The organism is Micromonospora sp. S-DT3-3-22 (assembly GCF_015354745.1).
Classification (GTDB): Bacteria; Actinomycetota; Actinomycetes; order Mycobacteriales; family Micromonosporaceae; genus Micromonospora; species Micromonospora wenchangensis.
Window position 1 is genome coordinate 58467 of the sequence record NZ_JACGMO010000016.1, and the last position, 22670, is coordinate 81136.

15 protein-coding genes are annotated in these 22670 nt (G+C 71.4%); 8 read left to right on the plus strand and 7 right to left on the minus strand.

The genetic code is table 11. The features are described from left to right. Positions 1 to 2: 2 nt before the first annotated feature. Genes H1A17_RS07125 through H1A17_RS07135 form a run of 3 tightly spaced genes read right to left on the minus strand, consistent with a single transcriptional unit; the run spans position 3 to position 3150 of the window. The gene (locus H1A17_RS07125) at positions 3 to 827 is read right to left on the minus strand and encodes a carbohydrate ABC transporter permease (RefSeq protein WP_088646293.1); all 825 of its coding nucleotides are present in this window, start codon (positions 825 to 827) and stop codon (positions 3 to 5) included. Next, a complete protein-coding gene (locus tag H1A17_RS07130; protein ID WP_194821432.1) occupies positions 824 to 1795 on the minus strand; it encodes a carbohydrate ABC transporter permease in 972 nt (323 codons plus the stop codon). The genes H1A17_RS07125 and H1A17_RS07130 overlap by 4 nt, the downstream gene beginning before the upstream one ends. After that, positions 1792 to 3150 (minus strand): ABC transporter substrate-binding protein, encoded by a 1359-nt coding sequence (locus tag H1A17_RS07135; protein ID WP_194821433.1) that lies wholly within the window; start codon positions 3148 to 3150, stop codon positions 1792 to 1794. Before H1A17_RS07135 ends, H1A17_RS07130 begins: the two co-directional genes overlap by 4 nt. Positions 3151 to 3561: 411 nt before the next feature. Here H1A17_RS07135 and H1A17_RS07140 point away from each other — a divergent pair, with 411 nt between their 5' ends. Further along, positions 3562 to 4587, plus strand: a complete 1026-nt coding sequence (locus tag H1A17_RS07140; protein ID WP_145919535.1) for a LacI family DNA-binding transcriptional regulator — start codon at positions 3562 to 3564, stop codon at positions 4585 to 4587. 90 nt (positions 4588 to 4677) lie between these two features. Continuing rightward, on the plus strand, positions 4678 to 5631 hold the full coding sequence (locus H1A17_RS07145) for a family 43 glycosylhydrolase (RefSeq protein ID WP_194821434.1): 954 nt from the start codon (positions 4678 to 4680) through the stop codon (positions 5629 to 5631). A gap of 163 nt (positions 5632 to 5794) precedes the next feature. On the opposite strand, the gene H1A17_RS07150 is transcribed toward H1A17_RS07145, so the two are convergent. After that, positions 5795 to 7372: a glycoside hydrolase family 27 protein gene (locus H1A17_RS07150; protein WP_194821445.1), complete on the minus strand. Its 1578-nt coding sequence runs from the start codon at positions 7370 to 7372 to the stop codon at positions 5795 to 5797. A gap of 390 nt (positions 7373 to 7762) precedes the next feature. Between H1A17_RS07150 and H1A17_RS07155 the strand changes: the two genes are divergently transcribed. The 5 genes from H1A17_RS07155 to H1A17_RS07175 all read left to right on the plus strand — a co-directional run bounded on the left by H1A17_RS07155 (position 7763) and on the right by H1A17_RS07175 (position 15675). Beyond that, positions 7763 to 9109: a LacI family DNA-binding transcriptional regulator gene (locus tag H1A17_RS07155; RefSeq protein ID WP_194821435.1), complete on the plus strand. Its 1347-nt coding sequence runs from the start codon at positions 7763 to 7765 to the stop codon at positions 9107 to 9109. A 498-nt stretch (positions 9110 to 9607) separates the two neighbouring features. Continuing rightward, entirely contained in the window at positions 9608 to 10591 is a 984-nt protein-coding gene (locus H1A17_RS07160) for a LacI family DNA-binding transcriptional regulator (RefSeq protein WP_205789456.1), read from the plus strand. 278 nt (positions 10592 to 10869) lie between these two features. Next, a complete protein-coding gene (locus H1A17_RS07165; RefSeq protein ID WP_194821437.1) occupies positions 10870 to 12255 on the plus strand; it encodes a PHB depolymerase family esterase in 1386 nt (461 codons plus the stop codon). Between the two features lie 103 nt (positions 12256 to 12358). Next, positions 12359 to 13825: an arabinofuranosidase catalytic domain-containing protein gene (locus tag H1A17_RS07170; RefSeq protein ID WP_194821438.1), complete on the plus strand. Its 1467-nt coding sequence runs from the start codon at positions 12359 to 12361 to the stop codon at positions 13823 to 13825. A gap of 20 nt (positions 13826 to 13845) precedes the next feature. Next, complete coding sequence (locus H1A17_RS07175) at positions 13846 to 15675, plus strand: alpha-galactosidase (protein WP_194821439.1); 1830 nt, start codon at positions 13846 to 13848, stop codon at positions 15673 to 15675. A gap of 198 nt (positions 15676 to 15873) precedes the next feature. Here the strand turns inward: H1A17_RS07175 and H1A17_RS07180 are convergent, their stop codons facing one another. The 3 genes from H1A17_RS07180 to H1A17_RS07190 all read right to left on the minus strand — a co-directional run bounded on the left by H1A17_RS07180 (position 15874) and on the right by H1A17_RS07190 (position 21470). Beyond that, positions 15874 to 18285: a ricin-type beta-trefoil lectin domain protein gene (locus H1A17_RS07180; protein ID WP_194821440.1), complete on the minus strand. Its 2412-nt coding sequence runs from the start codon at positions 18283 to 18285 to the stop codon at positions 15874 to 15876. A gap of 299 nt (positions 18286 to 18584) precedes the next feature. Continuing rightward, on the minus strand, positions 18585 to 19883 hold the full coding sequence (locus H1A17_RS07185; RefSeq protein ID WP_194821441.1) for a PHB depolymerase family esterase: 1299 nt from the start codon (positions 19881 to 19883) through the stop codon (positions 18585 to 18587). Positions 19884 to 20081: 198 nt separating this feature from the next. Continuing rightward, the gene (locus H1A17_RS07190; RefSeq protein ID WP_194821442.1) at positions 20082 to 21470 is read right to left on the minus strand and encodes an endo-1,4-beta-xylanase; all 1389 of its coding nucleotides are present in this window, start codon (positions 21468 to 21470) and stop codon (positions 20082 to 20084) included. A 585-nt stretch (positions 21471 to 22055) separates the two neighbouring features. On the opposite strand from H1A17_RS07190, the gene H1A17_RS07195 reads away from it, so the two are divergent. After that, positions 22056 to 22670, plus strand: a 615-nt coding sequence (locus tag H1A17_RS07195) for an SRPBCC domain-containing protein (RefSeq protein ID WP_194821443.1), incomplete at its 3' end; no start/stop codon positions are given.

A 22670-nucleotide genomic window follows, 5' to 3' on the forward strand; every position in this document is an offset into this window, starting at 1 on the left:
TGCTATCCCTTCAGAGAGCCCTGGATCAGGGCCTTGATGAACTGACGCTGGAAGATCAGGAAGACGATCAGGGTCGGGGTGAGGATCAGCAGCGACCCGGCGCACAGCAGCACCAGGTCGGTGCCCCACTGGCCCTGGAACGCCCCGAGCGCGCCCGCCATCGTCCGCTTGGCCGGATCGTCGACCAGGACGATGGCCAGCAGGAACTGGTTCCACGTCCAGAGGAACATCAGGATCGTCAGCGACGCGATGGCCGGGCGGGCGAGCGGCACCTGGACCCGCCAGAACAGCTGCCAGGTGCTGCTGCCGTCGACCCGGGCCGCCTCGGACAGCTCGACCGGCACGTTGCTGAAGTGGGCCCGCATCCAGAACACCGCGAACGGCATGTAGAGCCCGATCAACGGCAGGATGATCGCCCAGCGGGTGTTGAGCAGGCCGAGATCCTGCATCTGGTAGTACAGCGGGGTGACCACCGCCTCGAACGGCAGGGTCAGGCCGAGCAGCAGCAGGGCGAACACGATCCGGCCGCCGGGGACCCGGAGCTGACCCAGCCCGAAGCCGGCCATGGTGGCGATCAGCACCGAGACCGGCACCACCCCGGCCACGATGAGCAGGCTGGAGCGCAGCAGCGCGCCCATGTTCGCCACCGTGAAGGCGTCGGCGAAGTTGCCCCACTGCGGGTCCGACGGCCAGGCCAGGCCGCTGGGCACGGTGCCCCGGGGCTGCAACGCCGCAGAGAGCATGCTGACGAACGGCAGCAGGGTGACCACGACCAGGACGAGCAGGAAGACCCGGCCGGTCAGGTTCTCGCGCCGGCTCAGGTTCATGACTTGTCCCCCCGGGTCAGTCGCTGGATCGGCAGCACGCAGAGCACCACCAGCAGCATCAGCACGACGGCCAGCGCCGAGGCGAGGCCGACCTGGCGCTGCGAGAAGGCCAGCCGGTAGATCTCCAGGCCGGGCACGGTGGTCTGCAGGCCGGGGCCGCCGCTGGTCGAGATGTAGACGATGTCGAAGCTGGCCAGGGCCGCGATGATGGTCACCGTGAGGCAGACGCCGATCTCCTGGCGCAGGCTGGGCAGGGTGACGGCGAAGAACTCGCGGACCGGGCCGGCACCGTCGAGGCGGGCCGCCTCGTACAGCGCGGGGTCGATCTTGCTCATGCCGGTGACCAGCAGGATCGTGCAGAGGCCGAGCAGGACCCAGGCGCCGATCACGCCGACGGCGGGCAGCGCGGTGTCGAAGTCGCCGAGCCAGGCGCGGGCCACCCCGCCCAGGCCGACCGCGCGCAGGACCTGGTTGACCAGCCCGTTCGTCGACAGCAGCCAGCTCCACGCGATGCCCGCCGCGACCAGCGGGATGACCTGGGGCAGGAACAGCACCGTCCGGACGACGGTGCCGAACACGCCGGTGGTGATCCGGCGGACCAGGCTGGCCACCAGCAGGCCGAGCGCGACCGGGACGAAGCTGAAGAAGACGATCAGGACGAGCGCGTTGCCGATGATCTTCAACAGGTCGCTGTCGGTGAACACGGTGAGGTAGTTGTCCAGTCCCGCCCAGCGGGCCACCCCGATGCCGTTCCAGTTGTAGAACGAGTACTGGATGGTCAACGCGAGCGGGCGCAGCACGAACACCGCGTACATCAGCACGGCGGGCAGGACGAACAGCCAGCCCGTCCCGCCCGCGCGGGCCCACCGCCTCCGGTGGGCCCGCGCGGGCGACGGGCGGGTGGGACGGTCCGGCGAGGGCGCCGCCCCACCGTGCCCGGTCGGTACGCTGCCGAGGGCAGACGTCATCGGGACAGTTCCTTCGCGTACTCGGCCTGGACGGCCTTCACGTACCCCTCGGGGGTCTGCTGACCGGCGATCAGCTTCTGCATCTCCGGGGTGATCGCGGCGGCGAAGATGCCACCGGTGGCGTTGGCGGTGAAGTCCACCGCGCCGTTCTCCTCGCCGAGCTGCTGCGACGCCTTGAGCGTCTCGGCCAGCACGGTGTTCGGCGCGGCGGCCGGCACGGCCAGGTCACTCGGGCCGCCGGGGCTGGACCCACCGAGCTTGACCGTGATCTCCCGGGCGGTGGGGTTGGTGTGCGCCCAGTTCAGGAAGAACGCGGCGGCGTCCGGGTTCTTGGCCTTGGCGCCGATGCCGAAGGTGTTCGGGGCGGACATCGCCACGTGCTTGCCGCCGGCCGACTCGGTCGGGAACAGGAAGAAGCCCACGTTGCCGGGCATCGACTTGTCGAGGTTGGCCGACTCCCAGTCGCCGTTGAACATGAACAGGCCGTTGTTCTTCTGGAACTCGCCCACCATGCTCGCGTAGTCCAGGGCGTTGGCGTCCTTCGGGAAGTAGCCGGCCTGGGCCCACTTCTGGATGGTCTGGGTGGCCTTCAGCGCGGCCGGGGTGTCGAACGTCGCGCCCGGCTTCTGGAAGATCCAGTCGGCCACCTGGGCCGGGTCACCGAACTGGTTCTGCAACGCCTGGTGCGGGAAGTTGATGCCCGCGGTGTTCTTGTTGAACTGCATGATCGGCTGGACCCCGGCGGTCTTGGCCTTGGCCAGCAGCTCCTCGAACTCGGCGATGGTGGCCGGCGGCTGGGTCATGCCGACCTGCTCGGCCAGCTTCTTGTTGTAGAACACCCCGGTGACGCTGTAACCGAGGCCCATCCCCCACAGCGACCCGGTGCCCCGGGTGGTGCCGCCGTCGCCGACCCGCAGCTGCACCAGCTGGGAGGCGGGGAACTTGTCCCAGCCGTACGCGGTGAAGTACGGGTCGAGGTTCTTGAGCAGGTCGTCCTTGACCAGGTCGACCATGGTGGGGAGCCGGATGATGTCCGGCGAGTTGTCCGAGGCCATCACCCGGGGCGCGTTCTCCACGATGACCGTGAACTGGTCCTCGCGGATGTTGAACTTGACGTTCGGGTGCTGCTTGGTGAACTCGTCGGCCAACGCCTTGGCCAGCGGGAAGCCGGTCTCGGCGTACATCTCCAGGGTGATCGGGTCGTTGCCCAGCTCGGTGCTGACGGTGGCGTCGCCGCCGGTGCTGGGCGCGTCGTCGGCCCCGGGGGCGCTGCACGCCGTGGCGGCCAGCCCCAACGCCAGCACTGGGGCCAGGAGCGCCGTCCGGCGGGAGAACCTTGCCAGTGGTGTAGCCAATTGAGGACTCCTTGACTCTTCCGTGCGTGCCCCGGCCGCGGTACGGGCCGAGCCGGCAGACCGTCACGGTGGGTGACCAGCCGCAACAGTACGTCGCCGTCGGCGTGCCGCCGCAGCACGCGATGTCGTTACCGATGACCATGCCGAGGGTCACCGAGGGTGCCACCCGACCTGCCAAAAGTAGCCGCTAAACTGATTTAGCAGAGCATGCGCGCGGCAACCTGAGCTGTCAAGGACCAAAAGGCAACGGTCCGGAAACATCCGGTTCACGCTCGGCCACCCGCTCCGGCGGCCGTAGCGGGTGGTGACCGACACACGCCCGGGGTGACCGCCGGCACCGGGCGGGGCCGGGCGACGCATCATGATGGGCGGGAGCGGCGGCCGCGACGCCGCCGGCGATTCGGAGGACTGATGGGCCGCAACAGAGCAACCCTGGCCGACGTCGCTCGGCGGGCCGGGCTGTCCAAGACCGCCGCGTCGATGGTCCTCAACGGCCGGGAGGGCACCCGGCTGTCGGCCGAGGCGCACCAGCGCGTCTTCGCCGCCGCCGAGGAACTCGGCTACCGGCCCAACCTGGCGGCCCGCAGCCTGCGTACCCGCAAGACCGCCACCATCGCGTTCGTCTCCGACATCGTCGCCACCACCCGGTTCGCCGGCGGCCTCATCCGGGGCGCGCTCGACGCGGCCCGGGAGCGGGACCACGTGCTGCTCATCACCGAGACGCAGGGCGACGCCACCTTCGAGCAGTACGCCATCGAGGCGATGCTCGACCGGCAGGTCGACGGCGTGATCTACGCCGCGATGGCCACCCGCCGGCTGACCGTGCCCCCGGCCATCCTCGGCGGCCCGGTGGTGCTGCTCAACGCCACCAGCCCCGACGACCTGCCCTGCGTGCTCCCCGACGACGAGCGGGCCGGCCGTACGGTCACCACCGCCCTGCTCGACCACGGCCACCGGGACCGGATCGCGCTGATCGGCCGCAACCGGCTCAAGGAGGACGACGCCGAGGTCTCCCTCGCCGCCCGGGCCCGGCTGCGCGGCGTCCACCGGGCGCTGGAGGACGCCGGGCTCGACCTGCTGACCGAGTGCTTCTGCGCCGAGTGGCTGCCCGAACACGGCTACGCCGCCATGCGGACGCTGCTGGGCCGGCCGACCCGGCCCACCGCGATCATCTGCATGAACGACCGGCTGGCGTTCGGCGCCTACCAGGCGCTCGCCGAGGCGGGGCTGACCGTCCCGGACGACATCTCGGTGGTCTCGTTCGACGACGACCCGATCGCCGCCTGGCTGCGCCCCGGCCTGTCCACCACCGCGCTGCCGCACGAGCAGATGGGTCGGCGGGCGGTCGAGATCCTGCTCGACGGCGGCGGGGCCACGCCGTCGCTCGTCCCCATGCCGCTGCGCCGCCGCCGCTCCCTGGCCGCCCCGGCCGGATAGCCCTCCCCCGCCGCCCGCCGACCACGCCCACGCCGGTCGCACAGGAGGCCGACCTGGTCGCTAAAACGATTTAGTGCTAGCTTCCCCGGCATGCTACGTCTACCCGACCACTGGGTGTGGGACAGCTGGTACGCCCGGGACGACACCGACCGGTGGCACGCGTTCTTCCTGCGCGCCTCCCGCGCCCTGCACGACCCGCACCGCCGGCACCGCCGCGCCACGATCGGCCACGCCGTCTCCACCGACCTGCGCACCTGGCAGCTCGTCGCCGACGCGATCGTGCCGGCCGACGCGCCGAGTTGGGACGACCTCGCGACCTGGACGGGATGCACGGTGCGCGGCCCGGACGGGCGGTGGTACCTGTTCTACACCGGGGTCGGCCGGGCCGAGGACGGGCTGGTGCAGCGGATCGGCCTGGCCGTCTCCGACGACCTGACCACCTGGCACCGGCACGGCACCGGGCCGCTGGTCGAGGCCGACCCCACCTGGTACGAACTGCTCGACCGGACCCTCTGGTACGAGCAGGCCTGGCGTGACCCGTGGGTGTTCCCCGACCCGGACGGCGACGGATGGCACATGCTCGTCACCGCCCGGGTGAACACCGGCCCGACCGAGGCCCGGGGCGTCGTCGGGCACGCCACCTCACCGGACCTGGTGCACTGGACCGTGCAGCCGCCGCTGTCGGTGCCCGCCGGGTTCGGGCACCTGGAGGTGCCGCAGGTCGCCGTTGTGGACGGGCAACCGCTGCTGCTGTTCTCCACCGACGCCGCCGGCACCCGCCGCGACGGCCACCGGATCTGGGCGGTCGAGGGGCACGACGTACGCGGCCCGTGGGACATCGCCGCGGCCCGCCCGTTCCCGCACCCGCACCTCTACGCGCCCCGGCTGGTCGCCGGCCCCGCCGGCGACTGGTCCCTGATCGGGTTCCTCGACCACGTCGACGGGGAGTTCGTCGGCGCGCTGACCGACCCGATCCCGGTCCGCTACCGGGCCGCCACCGGGCTGACCCCGGTCGGCACACCCGCCGCCACCACGACCGGCTGAGGTCCCGACCACCGCCCGGTCGTCCGGGCGGGGCGACGTCCACCGCCACGTCGACGGCGGACGTCGGACGACCGGACCCGGACGGTGTCCGCACCACACCGTCCGGGTCCGGCAACCACCCGTCGTCGCCCACCCGGCCACCGGGTGGGCGACGACGTCACGGTCAGATCCGGTTCCACCGCTGGTTGGTCGCCCCGGTGCAGGTCCACAGGAGCACGGTGGTGCCGTTGGCGGTGCCGTTGTTGTTCACGTCGAGGCAGAGGCCGGACTGCACGTTGCTGATCGTGCCGTTGGCGTTGAACGTCCACTGCTGGTTGGTGCCGCCGTTGCAGTCCCAGATCTGGGCCTTGGTGCCGGCGGTGGCGTTGAGCGGCGCGTCCAGGCACTTGCCGAGGGCCTGGAGGGTCTGGCCGTTGGCCGTCCAGCGCTGGTTGGCCGCCCCGTTGCAGTCCCAGATCACCGGCTGGGTGCCGTTGGCGGTGTTGCTCTGCGGCACGTCCAGGCAGCGGCCCGAGGAGACGCTGGACAGCGCGTTCGCCGTGGACGGCGGCGGCGTCGTCGGCGGGGCCGTGCCACCGCCGCTGACCCGGTAGACCACCGTGCCGTGCGACGGCACGCTGGCCGAGATGGTGCCGGTGCTGGTGGTGCTGGCGTTGGTCCAGGCGTCGACCAGGGTGAAGGAGGAACCGGACTTGCCGATGGCGGCGGCGGTGGTGGAGATCGTCGTCGTCGAGCCGCCCTGGTTGAACAGGGCGACGGCGACGTCCCCGTTGGCCAGCCGCTTGGCCAACACCCGGCGGGTGCCGTCGAACGAGACCTGGGCGCCCTGCAACGCCAGGGCATCCTGGTTGATGGCGATCAGGTTCGCGTTCTTGAGAATGGTCTGGGTGGCCGCGTTCATCGACCGGACGTCGTTGCCGGCGATCAACGGGGAAGCCATGATCGCCCACATCGCGAAGTGGCTGCGCATCTCGGTGTCGGTCATGCCGCCCCGGCCGACCTCCATCATGTCGGGGTCGGTGAAGGCGCCGGGCTTTGCGTACGGGGCCAACGGCACGTTGACGTCGATGATGTTCTGGATGCCCATCGGGTAGCCGTTGGTCTGCCCGCTGTTCCAGGTGTTGGTGATGTCCTCGGTGGTCCGCCACATGTTCGCCACGTCGCCCCAGTTGCGCTGCGGGCCGGTCTTGGCGTGGATGCTGTTGGGGTTGATGCTGTAGACGATCGGCCGGCCGGTGGCCGCCAGGGCGTCGCGCATCTTGGCGAACGTGGCGACCTGCTGGTCGATGGACCCGTTCGGCGAGCACCAGTCGTACTTGAGGTAGTCGACGCCCCAGGCGGCGAACTGCCGGGCGTCCTGCGCCTCGTGGCCCTGGCTGCCCGTCGCGCCCGGGTAGGAGTTGAAGTACTGGGCACAGGTCTTGTCGACCGGTACCTGGTAGATGCCGAACTTCAGCCCCCGGGCGTGGATGTAGTCGCCGAGCGCCCTCATGCCGCTGGGGAACCGGGTCGGGTCACCCTGGAGGTTGCCGGCGGAGTCCCGGTTCGGGTTGAACCAGCAGTCGTCGACCACGACGTACTGGTAGCCGGCATCCCGCATCCCGCTGCTGACCAGCGCGTCGGCCGTCTGGCGGATCAGGGCCTCGTTGATGTTGCAGCCGAAGGAGTTCCAGCTGTTCCACCCCATCGGCGGGGTGCGGGCCACCCCGTTCTCCAACGCCTGCGCCACCGGTGCCCGCATCCCCACCAGAACGCCGGCCAGGAGCAGGCCGGCCACCGCCGCCCGCCCCCAGTGCCGGGCTCGCACGAATCGCTTCACGAGGTCTCCAATCAGTGGCGCCGCCCGGCCGGGGCCTCCGCCGGACGGTGGGATCCGTCCGTTCCGGCCACTCGGTGTGAGCGCTAACAATGGCCCCTCATGTTACGGAAGCGTTTCGGGGTATTCAACTGCTTCCATACATCGATCAATGTCCGGCCGGTCGCCGGCCGGGGCCCGGAGCCGACGGCCGGACGGATCGACCGCGCCGGACGGGGCACCCGGGCCACCCGGGGCCGGTGGAGGCGGGAGCGCCCGCGCTCATGGAGCCATCATGGAGCCATCTGCCCCGCCGACATCGAATACGATAGCTCCATGTCAGTTGGCTCCAGGCCCGGTCGACGGGCCCGTGGTGAGATCGAGGAGCTACCCAGCGGCTCACTGCGGGTGCGGGTGTACGCCGGCATCGACCCGGTGTCGAAACGACGGCGCTACCTGACCGAGACGGTGCCCGCCGGCCCGGTCGCCGCGCGCGACGCCGAATCCGTCCGCAGTCGCCTGCTCGACACGGTACGCCGGCAGCACGGGCGTCCACCGGCCCCGCGCACCCCGGCCGGTGACCCGGTCGCCCCCACCACCGACGCGCCCGCGCCCGCCCCGGCGGCCGGCACGCCGACGGAACGGGCGACGGGGCCGCAGCGGCGCAGCCGTCGGCGGGGCGAGCCCACGCTGACCACCATCGCCCAGCTGGCGGACGTGTCCGCGCCCACCGTGTCGAAGGTCCTCAACGGCCGCTCGGGGGTCGCGGCGGAGACCCGCTCCCGGGTGGAGGCGCTGCTGCGCAAGCACGGCTACCGCCGGCCGGAACTGGGCACCCCGCACGCCAGCGTGGAGGTGGTCTTCTACGGCATGCAGAGCAACCTGGCGGTGATGATCATGCAGGGGGTGCAGCAGGTCGCCGGGGCGCACCGGTTCGCCGTCGGCTTCACCGACGCCCGCCGGCAGGTCTCGGAGGGCCGGTTCTGGGCCCGCGACCTGCTGGCCCGCCGCCCGACCGGGGTGATCGCGGTCCACCTCGGCTTCACCTCCGAACAACACGCCCTGCTGGCGGCGAGCGGGATCCCACTGGTGGTCCTCGATCCCACCGGCGAGCCGCCGCTGCACGCCGTCCCGTCGGTGACCTCGACCAACTGGAGCGGTGGCTTCGAGGCCGCCCGACACCTGCTCGACCTCGGCCACCGCCGGATCGGGGTGATCTCCGGACCGACCGAACGGCTCTGCGCCAAGGCCCGGCTGGACGGCGCGCGGGCGGCCCTGGAGGCGGCCGGGGTCGGGCTGCCCGCGCGCTGGCTGCGCCACGGCCACTGGTTCTCCTTCGAGGACGGCCTCAACCACGGCCAGGAACTGCTCCGGCAGGACCCGGCGCCGACGGCGATCGTGTGCGGCAACGACCTCCAGGCGCTGGGGGTCTACGAGGCGGCCCGGCTGGCCGGCCGCCGTATTCCCCGGGACCTCAGCGTGGTGGGCTTCGACGACATCCCGTACACCATGTTCTGCGGGCCGCCGATGACCTCGGTGCGGCAGCCGCTGACCGAGATGGGTGCCGCCGCGGCCCGGATGGTGCTGACCCTGGCCGCCAACGAGCGCCTCGCCCAGAACCGGGTGGAGCTGGCGACCACGCTGGTGGTCCGGGACAGCACCGCCGTCGCCCCCGACCACTGACCCGGCCGGGAGGCGCGGTGGTCGGCGGTGGATCGCAGAAACCTGTCCTTGTCGTTACCGAACGGTTTCGAGTAGCATCCGACTCGATCGATGCGGCAGGTCGTCGTGGCGCGGGCCCCTACCGATGGCGCACCGTCGACGCGCCCCCGGCACGCCGGTCGAGGACACGCTGCACCACAGGTCGGCCGGCCCGGCACGACGCGGGCCGGGCACCAGCGAGGACCCAGGGAGGGACCAGGCCACCCGTCACCGCCAGTTCGCCCACCGCCCGCGATCCGTGATGACGAATATCACGGCACGCGGACGATACTCGGCCGCGTCACCGACCCACCCGGGGCGACACGCCGCGTAGACTCTCGCTGATCCAGCGTTGTCCACGGCGTGTGCGCCCATGCCTCGTGTCTGTCGTCCCTGCCCGGACGCCGGGCCGGGCCGCTTCGCCGGCAACGGGCTGCGGGGCGGACCGAGAGGTGTGGGATGACTGTGCGCGCTCCAGCGATGAGAGACGTGGCCCGCCTCGCCGGAGTGTCCCACCAGACCGTGTCGCGGGTCCTCAACGGCCATCCGCACGTGCGGGAACAGACCCGCCTGCGGGTCCAGGCCGCGATCACCGAACTCGGCTACCGGCCGAACCGGGCGGCCCGCACCCTGGTCACCGGGCGGTCCCAGGTGCTCGGTGTGGTGGCACTCAACACCACCCTCTACGGCCCGGCCTCCCTGCTGTCCGCCTTCGAACTCGCCGCGGCCGAAGCGGGCTTCGCGGTCAGCGTGGGCAGCGTGCGCAACCTGGACCGCACCTCCATCACCGCCGTCGTCGAGCGGCACCTCGCCCACCGGGTCGCCGGGATCGTGGTGATCGCGCCGGTGGAGTCGGCCGGTGAGGCGCTGGAGTGCCTGCCCACCGACATTCCGCTGGTCACCGTGGACGGTGACCCCCGGCGACCGGTACCGCTGGTCACCATCGACCAGGTGGAGGGGGGCCGGCTGGCCACCCGGCACCTGCTGGATGCGGGCCACCGCACGGTCTGGCACGTGTCGGGCCCGGCGGACTGGTTCGACAGCGCCGGGCGGATCGCGGGATGGCGGGAGACGTTGCAGGCGGCGGGTGCGGAGATCCCGCCGGTGCTCCAGGCCGACTGGTCCGCCGCATCGGGGTACCGCTGCGGGCAGATGCTCGCCCGGACCCCGGAGGTGACCGCGATCTTCACGGCCAACGACGACCTCGCGTTGGGCGTGCTGCACGCGCTGCACGAGCACGGTCGGCGGGTGCCGGAGGAGGTCAGCGTGGTCGGCTTCGACGACGTGCCGGACGCCGCGTTCTTCATCCCGCCGTTGACCACCGTCCGGCCGGACTTCGACACCGTGGCGGAGGCCAGCCTCGACCTGCTGCTCGCGCAGATCGACGCGGGGGTCGACCACACCCTGCGGCGGACCGTCTCCCCCACCCTGATCACCCGGGACAGCGTCGCCCCGCCCCGGTGACCGGGCGGCGACGCCGTCGTCGTCACCGCCCCGGGGCTCGCCGCCGCCTCCGGCCCCCGACCGCGCCGGCCCGGCCCGGTGGGGTCAACTCCGTGCCGCGATCGCCAGCTATGGACAGCAGTCAGTGTTAACGTTAACGTAACGACAATCGTCAATTCTCGGGAACGACCTCGGACCGCCCGGTGACCTTCCTTTCGATCCCGGGCCCGGCCGACGCCGGCGTGACGCCCGCACCACACCCCCGGCGCGGCGCTCCCACCCTGGAAGAAAGGCCACCGATGAAGGGCAGTCTGCGCGCCGCGCTGGCAGCCGTCGTCCTCGGTATCGCGGCAGCCACCGTCCTGGTGACGGCGCAGCCCGCGACCGCGGCGACCCTGACCAGAGTGACGGGATTCGGCAACAACCCCACCAACCTCAACATGTACCTGTACGCCCCGAGCACCCTGGCGCCCCGCCCGGCGCTGCTGCTCCTGGTGCACTACTGCGGCGGCTCGGCCAGCGGCATCTTCAACGGCAACGGGCACGACTACGTGACCGCCGCCGACCGCTACGGCTACCTCATCGTGGTGCCCGAGGCCACCCGCAGCGGGAACTGCTTCGACGTCTCCACCCCCGCCGCGCTCACGCGCAACGGCGGCGGCGACTCGACCGGGATCATGTCCATGGTCGCGTACGCCCGGCAGCGCTACCCGGTCGACCCGGCGCGGATCGTGGTCTCCGGCTTCTCCTCCGGCGCGATGATGACCAACGTGCTCGCGGCGCAGTACCCCGACGTCTTCTCCGCCGCGTCGGCCTTCTCCGGGGTGCCGGCAGGCTGCTTCGCCACCACCGACGGCTCACTGTGGAACAGCAGGTGCTCCGGCGGCAACGTGATCAAGACGGCGCAGCAGTGGGGCGACCAGGCCCGCGCCATGTATCCCGGATACTCCGGTCGCTATCCCCGGATGCAGCTGTGGCACGGCGCGACGGACACCACCCTCGCGTACCCCAACTTCGGTGAAGAGATCAAGCAGTGGACCAACCTGCACGGGTTGAGCACCACGCCCGCCGTCACCGACCGCCCCCAGTCGTCCTGGACCCGCACCCGGTACGGCGGGACGGGCCCGCAGTCCCCGGTCGAGGGGATCAGCATCGCCGGGGTGGGGCACCAGTTGCCGATGCCCGGCCAGCTCGGGTACGCCATCACCTTCCTCGGTCTGGACGGCAGCGCCCCGACGCCCTCCCCCACCCCGACCGGGACGCCGACCCCCACGCCGACGGCCACCCCGACGCCCACGCCGACCCCGACGCCGACGGTCACCCCGACCTCGCCCCCGACGCCCACGCCGACGTCGTCGCCGCAGTCGGGGGCCTGCCGGGTCACCGACACGATCAGCGCGTGGAACAACGGGCTGACCGCGAGCATCACCATCGTCAACACCGCGAGCACGACGCTCAACGGCTGGTCCCTGGGGTTCGCCCTGCCCGCCGGGCAGGTCATCACCGGCGGCTGGAACGCCAGCTACGCGCCGAGCAGCGGCCAGGTCACCGCCACGAACGTCAGCTACAACGGCACGCTGGCCCCGGGGGCGTCGACGACGATCGGCTTCCAGGCCACCCACACCGGCAACGCCGCCGCGCCCGCGACGTTCACCCTCAACGGCGCGACCTGCGTGACCGCCTGACCCACCACGGCCGGGTCCACCTCCCGTCGTCGTCCCCGCGCGGCGTCGGGGGGTGACCCGGCCCCCGGGCGCACCGCACCATCCGTCCACCACAGGAGATCCCGTGCGAGAAAACCGATTCCTCCGCCGACGGCCGGCGCTGGTCGCCGCCGTCACCGCCCTCCTGCTCGTCCCCGCCGCCGCCACCCAGACCTCGGCCTCGGCCGCCGCCGCCGGCTGCCAGGTGAACTACACCGTCAGCTCGTCCTGGCAGGGCGGCTTCGGCGCCAACGTCACCATCACCAACCTCGGCGACGCGGTGGACGGGTGGCGGCTGACCTGGAACTACACCGCCGGGCAGACCGTCACCCAGCTCTGGAACGGCAGCTACACCCAGGCCGGCGCCCAGGTCACCGTCACCAACGCCAGCTACAACGGCGCGATCCCCACCAACGGCACCGCCAGCTTCGGCTTCAACGGCGCGTGGACCGGCAGCAACCCCGCGCCCACATCGTTCAGCCTCAACGGCACCACCTGCACCGGCGGGGTGAACCCGACCACCGGGCCACCGGCGACCACGCCCCCGCCGACCACGCCGCCGCCCACCACCCCGCCGCCGACCACGCCGCCGCCCGGCACCAGCCAGCCGTGTGACATCTACGCCGCCGGCGGTACCGCCTGCATCGCGGCGCACAGCACCACCCGGGCGCTCTACGCCGCCTACAACGGCTCGCTCTACCAGGTGCGCCGGTCCTCGGACAACACCACCCGCAACATCGGGGTGCTGTCGCCGGGCGGGCGGGCCAACGCCGCCAGCCAGGACAGCTTCTGTGCGAACACCACCTGCGTCATCACGATCATCTTCGACCAGTCCGGACGCGGCAACAACCTCGGTTACCAGGGTTCCGGCGGTGTCGGTGGCGCCGTCCAGCCGGCGGTCGCGAACAAGGAGTCGGTGACGGTCGGCGGCGACAAGGTCTACTCGCTCTACATCCCCGGCAAGAGCAGCTACTGGCGCGACGGTCACCTGACCGGGGTGCCGACCGGTGCGGCCCCCGAGGGCATGTACATGGTCACCAGCGGCACCCACGTCAACAGCGGCTGCTGCTTCGACTACGGCAACAGCGAGACCACCCGCCGCGCCGACGGTGCCGGCGCGATGGACGCCATCTACTTCGGCACCAGCTGCTGGTTCGGCGGCTGCTCCGGCTCCGGCCCGTGGGTGCAGGCCGACCTGGAGTACGGCCTCTACCCCGGCGGCAGCAGCTCGTGGAACGCCAACCAGCGGGCGTTCACCAGCAAGTTCGTCACCGCCACCCTGAAGAACAACGGCACCTCCCGCTTCGCCATCAAGGGCAGCAACGCCCAGTCCGGCAGCCTCTACACCCTCTACGACGGGGCGCTGCCGCGCGGGTACAGCCCGATGAAGAAGCAGGGGGCGATCATCCTGGGCAGCGGCGGGGACTGCTGCATCGACAACACCAACCAGAGCGTCGGCACGTTCTACGAGGGGGCGATGGTCGCCGGCTACCCGTCGGACGCCACCGAGAACGCGGTGCAGGCGAACATCACCGCCGCCGGCTACCGCTGACCCATGGCCGAGGAGGTCCGATGCAGCACCGTGTCATCCCTCCGGCGACCCGACGGGTGGCCGTCCTGCTCGCCACCGCCCTCCTGCTCGTGACGGGCCTGGTCGGCGCCACCGGGCCCCAGCCGGCGCAGGCGTGGGACAACGGCGTCGCCGACACCCCGCCGATGGGGTGGAACAGCTACGACTCGTTCAACTGGAGCGTCACCGAGGCCGACGTGCGGGCCAACGCCGACTACATGGGCGCGAACCTGCGCCAGTACGGCTGGCAGTACATCGTCGTCGACTGGGCCTGGTACTTCCCCGGGCAGCACAACGGCAGCCCCAACCAGGACGCCAACCTGCAACCCCGGCTCCGGATGGACGCCAACGGGCGGCTGCTGCCCGACACCACCCGGTTCCCGTCGGCGGCCGGCGGCAACGGGTTCAAGCCGCTGGCCGACCACGTACACGCGCAGGGGCTGAAGTTCGGCGTACACCTGATGCGGGGCATCCCCCGGCAGGCGGTCGCGGACAACGTGCCGATCCTCGGCACCTCCTGCCGGGCCGACCAGATCGACGCCGGAAACAGCGCGGCCTGGCTCAACCTGATGTGGGGGCTGGACATGTCCAACCCCTGCGCGCAGGCGTACCTCGACTCGGTGTTCCAGTTGCTGGCCGGGTGGGGCGTCGACTTCGTGAAGATCGACGACATCGCCGCGCCGACGTACCGGCAGGCGGAGGTCGAGGGCTACCGGACGGCGATCCAGCGCAGCGGCCGGCCGATGGTGCTGAGCCTGTCGCCGGGGGCGACGCCGCTGTCCGCCGGGCCGCACGTGCAGAGCAACGCGCACATGTGGCGGATCGTCAACGACCTGTGGGACAACTGGTCGTCCGTGGACGCCCTGTTCGACCAGCTGCGCAACTGGACGCCGTACCGCAGGGCAGGCGCGTGGCCCGATCCGGACATGATCCCGATCGGCCGGCTGTCGAAGTACGGCCCGGTCGGCTCACCGCGCTACTCGAACCTCAGCGCGGACGAGCAGCGCACCCTCATGTCACTGTGGGTGATCAACCGGGCGCCGCTGATGTGGGGCGGCAACCTGGTGGAGAACCGGCCGGCGGAGCTGGCGTTGATGACCAACAGCGCGGTGCTGGCGGTCGACCAGCGCAGCGCCAACAACCGGCAGCTCACCGGCGGCACCCGGCAGGTGTGGGTCGCCGACGTGCCGGACAGCGCGGACCGGTACGTCGCGCTGTTCAACCGGGAGGGCGCGGCGGCCACCGTGTCGGTGAACCTCGCCGACCTGGGCATCGGCTCGGCCACCGCGACCGATCTGTGGTCCGGCGCGGCCCTGGGCACCTCGACCGGGACGTTCAGCCGCTCGCTGCCCGCCCACGGTGCCGGGCTCTACCGGCTGACGCCGCAGACCACCACCCCGACCCCGACCACCGCCACGCTGACCGCCCGGCACAGCGCGAAGCTGCTCGACGTCAGCAACGCCGCCACCACCGACGGCGCGAACGTCGTGCAGTGGGCCGCGAACGGGCAGGCCAACCAGCGGTGGCGGTTCCAGGACGTCGGCGGTGGCTGGTCCACGGTGGTGAGCGTCAACAGCGGCAGGTGCCTCGACGTCTACGGCGGCGCCGGCACCACCGCGGACGGCGCCCGGGTGGTGCAGTGGGCCTGCAACGGGGGCACCAACCAGCAGTGGCGGGTCCAGGACGTCGGCGACGGCTGGGTGCAGCTCGTCGCCCGGCACAGCAACAAGTGTCTCGACGTGCTCAACGCCGGGCTGACCGACGGGGTGCAGGTCGTGCAGTGGACCTGCGGCACCGGCGCCAACCAGCAGTGGCGGCGGACGCCGGTGTGACGCGGCGGGGACCTTTCCGCCGGTGAGGGAAGGCGCAGGGCCGGGTTCGCTCCCCGGCCCTGCGCCTCTGCCTGCCCGGATGCCGTCGGCCGGTGGCACCCGTCGACCACCCCGGGCCGGTCGGGACCACGCCGCCGGCACGGCGACACCCCCGGCACGGTGCCGCGCCGGGGGTGTGCCGGTGTCAGTGGTGCCCGGTCAGCTCCGGGTCCACTTCTGGCTGTTGCCGCCGGTGCAGGTCGACAGGACCATCAGCGTGCCGTTGGCGGTGCCGGACCCGGTGGGCGTCAGGCACAGGCCGGACTGCACACCGGTGACCGTGCCGTCGGTGTTGACGTTCCACTGCTGGTTGGTGCCGCCGTTGCAGTCCCAGATGAGCACCCGGGTACCCGAGGTGGTCCCGGACCGCTCGGCGTCCAGGCACTTCGTGCCGTACACCTGGAGCTGCTTGCCGGCGGTCTGCGCCCACGACTGGTTGGCTCCGCCGTTGCAGTCCCAGAGCGCGAGCTGGGTGCCGTTGGTCTGCGACTGCGACGGGACGTCGAGGCACCGGCCGGCGTTGACGTTGCGCAGCGCCGTCTGCGTGCCGCCGCCCACGCCGGGGACGACGCTGAGGTTGTCGAACTGGGCGGTGTGCCCCTGGCTGGTGCCGAAACCGACCAGGCCCGCGCCGAACGACGAGTCGGTGGCGGTGCCCACGGTGACGCCGTCGATGATCGCGGTGATGGTGCTGCCGGAGAAGCCCAGGGCCAGGCTGTGCCAGCGGTTGGTGCCCAGCGCGGCGACCGTGCCGCTGCGCAGGGTGGTGAGCTGGTTGCTGGTGTTGTTGCGCAGGATCGACCAGGCGCCGCCGTCGGTGACCCGCAGGAAGTAGGCGTTCTGCGCGCTGACCGGGTCCAGGGTCTGGTTGCCGACCCGGCCCTCCAACTGGACGTAGCCCGACTTCTCGTGCAGCACGTCGGCCGAGACGGTGTAGTTGTTCCAGTTCAGGTTGCCGCCGTAGGTGCTGGGGTCGGCCAGGGTCTTCCAGGTGATCGGCGCCATCGGCGAGGACTGCCGCAGGCACATGCCGGACCGGCCGCCGCCGCACGCGGCGGTCTCGAACGCCCCCTGGTTGTCCTGGAGGTACTTCGCCAGCTTGCCGGCGGGGTAGCTGTCGAAGTTGTCGCTGTACGGCAGGCCCAGCTGCCCCTGCGCGGGGCTGGTCGCGGTGCCCTTGCCGCCACCGCTGGTCGTGGTGACCGTGTAGAGGTACCCCGGCTGCACGGTCAGCGAGTAGGCCCCGTTGGACGGGGTGATGTCGGCGCCGCGCACGAAGTGGTCGGCGGTGTTGGTGGAGTTCAGGTTGGTCGACCAGACGTGCACCGTGCCGGTGGACAGGCCGCCGGTGACGTTGAGGTTCAGCGTCTGCGCGGCGGTCGCGTCCATGGTCTCGATGACCGTGGTGTAGTCGGAGTTGTTGGTCGACTTCAACGACACGTAGCTGCCGTTGTTGCGGTTGCCGCCGAGGTAGCCGCTGGACGAGTCGAGGTACTTCCAGCCCGGCGCGGTGAACTGGCTGGTGTGCGCGAGGGTCCAGGCGTTCTTGCCGACCGCGTACCAGCCGGACCAGGGCTGGTTGGCCAGCATCAGCCCGACGGTGGCCCAGGGGATGTTCGTGGTGGTCGCGCCGATCAGGTTCCAGTTGATGTAGGCGGTCATCTTCCCGTCGAGGTAGCCCCGGTTGATGCCGCGCGCCAGCGGCTTGGCGCCGTCGTTGTAGTCCTGGGAGCCGCCCTCGCTGTTCCACAGCGTCTCACCGGTGTTGGTGGCGTTGGCCGACACGGTGCAGGTGGTCTGCGCGGCCAGGTAGCCGCACGGGTAGTGGCCGCCGATCACGTCGATGGCGTTGCGCAGGTTGGCGTTGTTGACGGCCACGTTGGCCGGGTTCCAGCTGCCCGGGTAGTCGTCGCCGAAGATGAGCTTCACGCCGCCGTACCCGTTGTTGTTGAGCGCGGTACGCAGGTTGATGGTCCAGTTGGCGTCGTACAGCCGCTCGTTCTGGGCGGCGGTGAGGTAGTCGAGGGTCAGGTTGTGCTGCTTGGCGCAGCCCAGCCAGGACAGGTGGTAGTCGATCGAGTCCTGGGACATGAAGGTGCCGTTGCCGATCCAGCCCGGTGCGCCCCAGGCCAGCCCGACGAGCTTGATGTTCGGGTTGCGGAGCTTGGCCTGCTCCATGATCCACCACTCGTAGCCGCGGTTGCAGTCGAGGTCACCGCGGAAGTGGGAGTGGCTCGGCTCGGACCCGCTGGTGGAGTTGGTGTCGCCGCCGATCTCCACCTTGAGGATCTGGAGCGAGGCGCCGTAGTTGGGCTTGAACAGGTAGTCCAGGATCTGACCACGCTGCGGCTCGGGGTAGTCGATCAGCAGCCGGCTGTTGCCGCCGCCGCCGCTGACCGCGCCCACACCGTCGAACGTACGGCCGCCGGACGATCCGTTGACCGTGATGGCGGTGGCGGCGCGGGCGGGCTCGGCGGACCCGCCGACCAGACCGCTGGCCGCCAGCACGCTGCCGACGACCAGTAACGCCAGTGTGCTGGGACGGCGAAGGAACCGGGTGATTCCTGACATGAGTGGTTCTCCTTCGGAACGACTCGACACCATGAACCCTCGTCATCCCGCTGCGACGGTCCACTGGTTGGTGATGGGGTGCGGCGTCGACCACGGCGACGCCGCGAGCCGGGGGCGGTGGACCGCCGGTGACGGAGCCGTCGGCGGTCCACCGGTGCCGTCGCTACATGGGTGCTTCCGGCCTGGCCGGGCCGGTCCCCGGCGGTCCGTACCGCCGGACCGGTGCGCTCGCCCGTCGGCGGCGGACCCGGCTCCGGGCGGGAGGTCTGTTCCGCCCGGAGCCGGGGTGACGTCGTCGTTCAGCTGGCGGTGCAGGTCGGGGTCATCCCCGCACCACTGCCGTTGCCCTGGAAACCGAACTCGGTCGACTGACCCGCACCGAGCGAACCGTTGTAGTCCACATTCGTGAACCGCACCGTCCCCGAGCTACCACTGGCCGTCGCCGACCACGTCCCGGTCACACTCGCCCCACCCGGCAACGTCATGCTCACCGTCCAACCACGCGTACCCGACGAACCCGCCGTCACCTTCACCGTGGCCACGAACCCACCCGTCCACGAGTTCAACGACACCGAAGCCGAGCACCCCGAACCCGCAGGCGGAGTCGTCGGGTTCGGCGGAGGCGTCGTCGGGTTCGGCGGGGTGGTCGTCGGGTTCGGCGGCGGGGTGGTGGGGCTCGCGCTGTCGAAGCCCAGGAAGCGGACGGCCTGGGCGGCGTCGAACGGGATGGAGTGGCCGTAGCCCTGGAAGCTGATCGCCTCCACCGGCGGCGTGCCCCCGGTGCCGCCGTACCGGGTGCGGGTGGCGCTGGTCTGCGGGTAGTCGGTGGAGCTGGGGGTCTGCGAGACGCCGAGCACGTTGGTCCACTGCTTGACCTGCTCGCCGAAGTTGACGTAGCTCAGCGTGGTGTCCGTGGTGCCGTGCCAGATCTGCATCCGGGGGCGCTTGCCGGTGTAGCCGGGGTAGGCGTTGCGCACCAGGTCACCCCACTGCTGCGGGGTCTTGACGATCCGGCCGCCGGAGCAGTCGCTGTTCCACTCCGAGCCGTTGGTGGTGGCGAAGCAGCCGAACGGCACGCCGGAGGAGCTGACCCCGGCGTGGAACACGTCCGGGTAGAGGCCGGCCATCACGTTGGTCATCATGGCCCCGGACGAGAACCCGATGACGCCGATCCGGCTGGCGTCGACCGGGTAGCGGCCCCGCACGTAGTCGATCATCGACTTGAGGCCGACCGGGTCGCTGCCGCCGTCGCGCCGCAGGGCCTGCGGGGAGGAGACGTCCCAGCACTTGCTGCTGCGGGTCACCGACGGGTAGATGACGATGTAGCCGTAGCGGTCGGCGAGGGTGCTCAGCCCGAAGGTGGAGTGCACCGCCGGGCCGCTGCCGGTGCAGTAGTGCAGGGCCAGCAGCAGCGCCGGCCGGGCCGCCACCCGGTCGGGCACGTAGAGGTGCATCTGCAGGTTGGTCGGGTTGGTGCCGAAGTTGGTCACCTGGGTCAGCGTCGCGGCCGACGCCGGGTTGGGGGCCGTGACCACGGCCGTGACGGTCGCCAGGGCCGTGGCCAGCACGGCGGCCAGCAGTGCGAGTCTGGATTTCATCGACGGTTCCTCTGTCGCATTCGGTGGTCAGCGACGGGCGACGGGCCGTCCCGGCGTGCGGGACGACGGGCCGGACTGGCCCGGTCCGGGGCTGGCCGACGATGGTCCGGCCGGGGCGCGTCGCGCCGGCCGGCGGGTGGGGGTGATGCACCGCCGGCCCGACCCGGTACGCCCGGGTCGGGCCGGCGGCGGTGATACTCAGCTGGCGGTGCAGGTGGGGGTCATCCCCGCCCCACTGCCGTTGCCCTGGAAACCGAACTCGGTCGACTGACCCGCACCGAGCGAACCGTTGTAGTCCACATTCGTGAACCGCACCGTCCCGGAACTACCACTGGCCGTCGCCGACCACGTACCGGTCACACTCGCCCCACCCGGCAACGTCATGCTCACCGTCCACCCACGCGTACCCGACGAACCCGCCGTCACCTTCACCGTGGCCACGAAACCACCGGTCCACGAGTTCAACGACACCGACGCCGAGCACCCCGACCCACCCGCAGGCGGCGTCGTCGGCGGCGGCGTGGTCGGGTTCGGCGGGGTGGTGGTCGGGTTCGGCGGGGTCGTCGTCGGGTTCGGGATGCCCGGACCCGCGTTGAGCGCGTTCAGCACCGAGTCGTACGCCGGCTTCTTGTTGCCGTTGCAGTCGAACAGCAGGGCGTTGTCGGAGCCACGCCACGAGTCGCAGTCCCGCACCCCCCACACGGTGATGCCGGCGCACCGGGAGACGGCCATGCAGGACCGGGTGACCGTGCCGAAGATGTTGGCCTGGTTGCCGCCGGTCATCACGTCCAGCTCGGTGATCTGCACCTCCACGCCGAGGTCGGCGAAGCGCTGGAGGTTGGCCTGGTAGTCACCCGGGATGGTGGTGCCCAGGTGGGACTGGAAGCCGACGCAGTCGATCGGCACGCCCCGGGACTTGAAGTCCCGCACCATGTTGTACACGCCCGTCGACTTCGCGTTGACCCCGTCGGTGTTGTAGTCGTTGTAGCAGAGCTTCGCGCCCGGGTCAGCGGCCCGGGCGGCCCGGAACGCCGCCTCGATCCAGTCGTTACCGGTGCGCTGGAGGTTCGAGTCACGACGCCCACCGCCGCCACCGTCGGCGAACGCCTCGTTCACCACGTCCCAGGCATAGATCTTGCCGCGGAAGTGGGTGGCGACCTGGGTGACGTGGTTGATCATCGCGCTGCGCAGCGCGCTGCCCGACATGCCCTGCGCCCAGCTCGGCTCCTGCTGGTGCCAGAGCAGCGCGTGACCGCGCACGCTCATCCCGTTGGCCTGGGCGTGGCTGACGATCCGGTCGCCGCCGGTGTAGCTGAACCGGCCCTGCTGCGGCTCGGTGGCGTCCCACTTCATCTCGTTCTCGGCCACGATCGAGTTGAACTCGCGGTTGAGAATGGTGGTGTAGGTGCTGGTGGACAGCTTGCCCGTCGCGACCGCCGCGCCGAAGTAGCGGCCCTTCTCGGCCGCCGCCGCCCGCAGGGTCGTCCCGGCGCTGGCTGCGGGGGCCAGTGCCAACGTCATCCCGACGGTGAGTGCGCCGGCCACGGCGAGGGTCGCCGTGGCCAGTAGGGCTCTCTTGGGTCTCATGTCGCATCCTTCTCGAGGTGGGTGCAGCGGTGGTGGTGCTGAGGTGCCCGGTTCCCGGTGCGGTGGGCCGTGCCGGCCGGCGGGGTCCGCCGTCCGGTCGGCCAGGACGGACCATCGTGGCCGCCGTACCTGGCCCGGACGGGGGGCTGTCGGCGATGTCCCCGTCGCGGTCCGTGTCGGCCGACGACCTCGGTGACCTCGACGCCGGGGCCGCAGCCCGGATCGGCGAGAGGATCACCCGCTGCGGGCAACGGCGCAGCGCCTCCCGAAAAGGGCGCCATGATCCTCCTTCGAGGAGACCGGGCCGGCCGTCGACGGAGTCGTCCCGCCCCTGGTCGGGGCCGGTCGCGCCGTCGCCGGCAGCTGCTGATGGGAAATCCTGACCCGACATCCCGCATGCCCTGGGGGGACGTCGCGATCCGAGGCTCGACCAGCACGGCTCGCCCGGTGAGCCATCAGGTGCGGTGTCCTCGCCATCGACTGTGAGCGATAACATGTGTTTCGTCAAGTCGTGACGCAGTGAGCAGGTTCGATCGTGGCGACCAGGTTCACCGGCGGGGCGTGCGGGCCGTAGAGTCTCTCGCCGTGATCGAGATCGGCACGCAGGTCGACCTGCTGCACCCCGCTGACCGGGTCTGGCGCGCGGTGACCGATCCGGCGCTGCTGGCCCGCTGGTTCGCCGGGGCCGAGCCGGTGCCCGACCGGCCCGGCCGATGGCGGGTGGGCACCGCCGGGCTGCCCGGCTTCGACGGCGACGTCGAGATCGGGGCGGTGCGCCAGCGGGTGCCGGAGCTGCTCGTCGTCCGGTGTGTCGAGGGGACCCGTCACACCGAGTTGACCTGCGTCCTCACCGCCACCGCCGAGGGCTGCCGGGTGACCGTCCGGGAGACCGTGGAGCAGGGCGACTGGCCCGCCGGTCAGGGCGCGCGCCGCGAGGAGTGTTACCGGCAGTCGCTGGCCGGACGCCTGCCCGCGCTGCTCGACTGGATGGCCTTCCGTGAGGTCGACCTGCGGCGGGACGACGCCGCGCCGACCGCCGTGCTGCCGGCGGCGCTGATGGCCGACGTGGCCCGGCCGTCGACCCGGGGGCGTACCGGCTGGATGGTGGTCGGGGCGGGCACGGCGGCGCTGGCGCTCGGGCTGGCCGGATGGGCCCTGCTGCCGCAGGAGCGGGAGGAACCGACCGGGGCGGCCCCGACG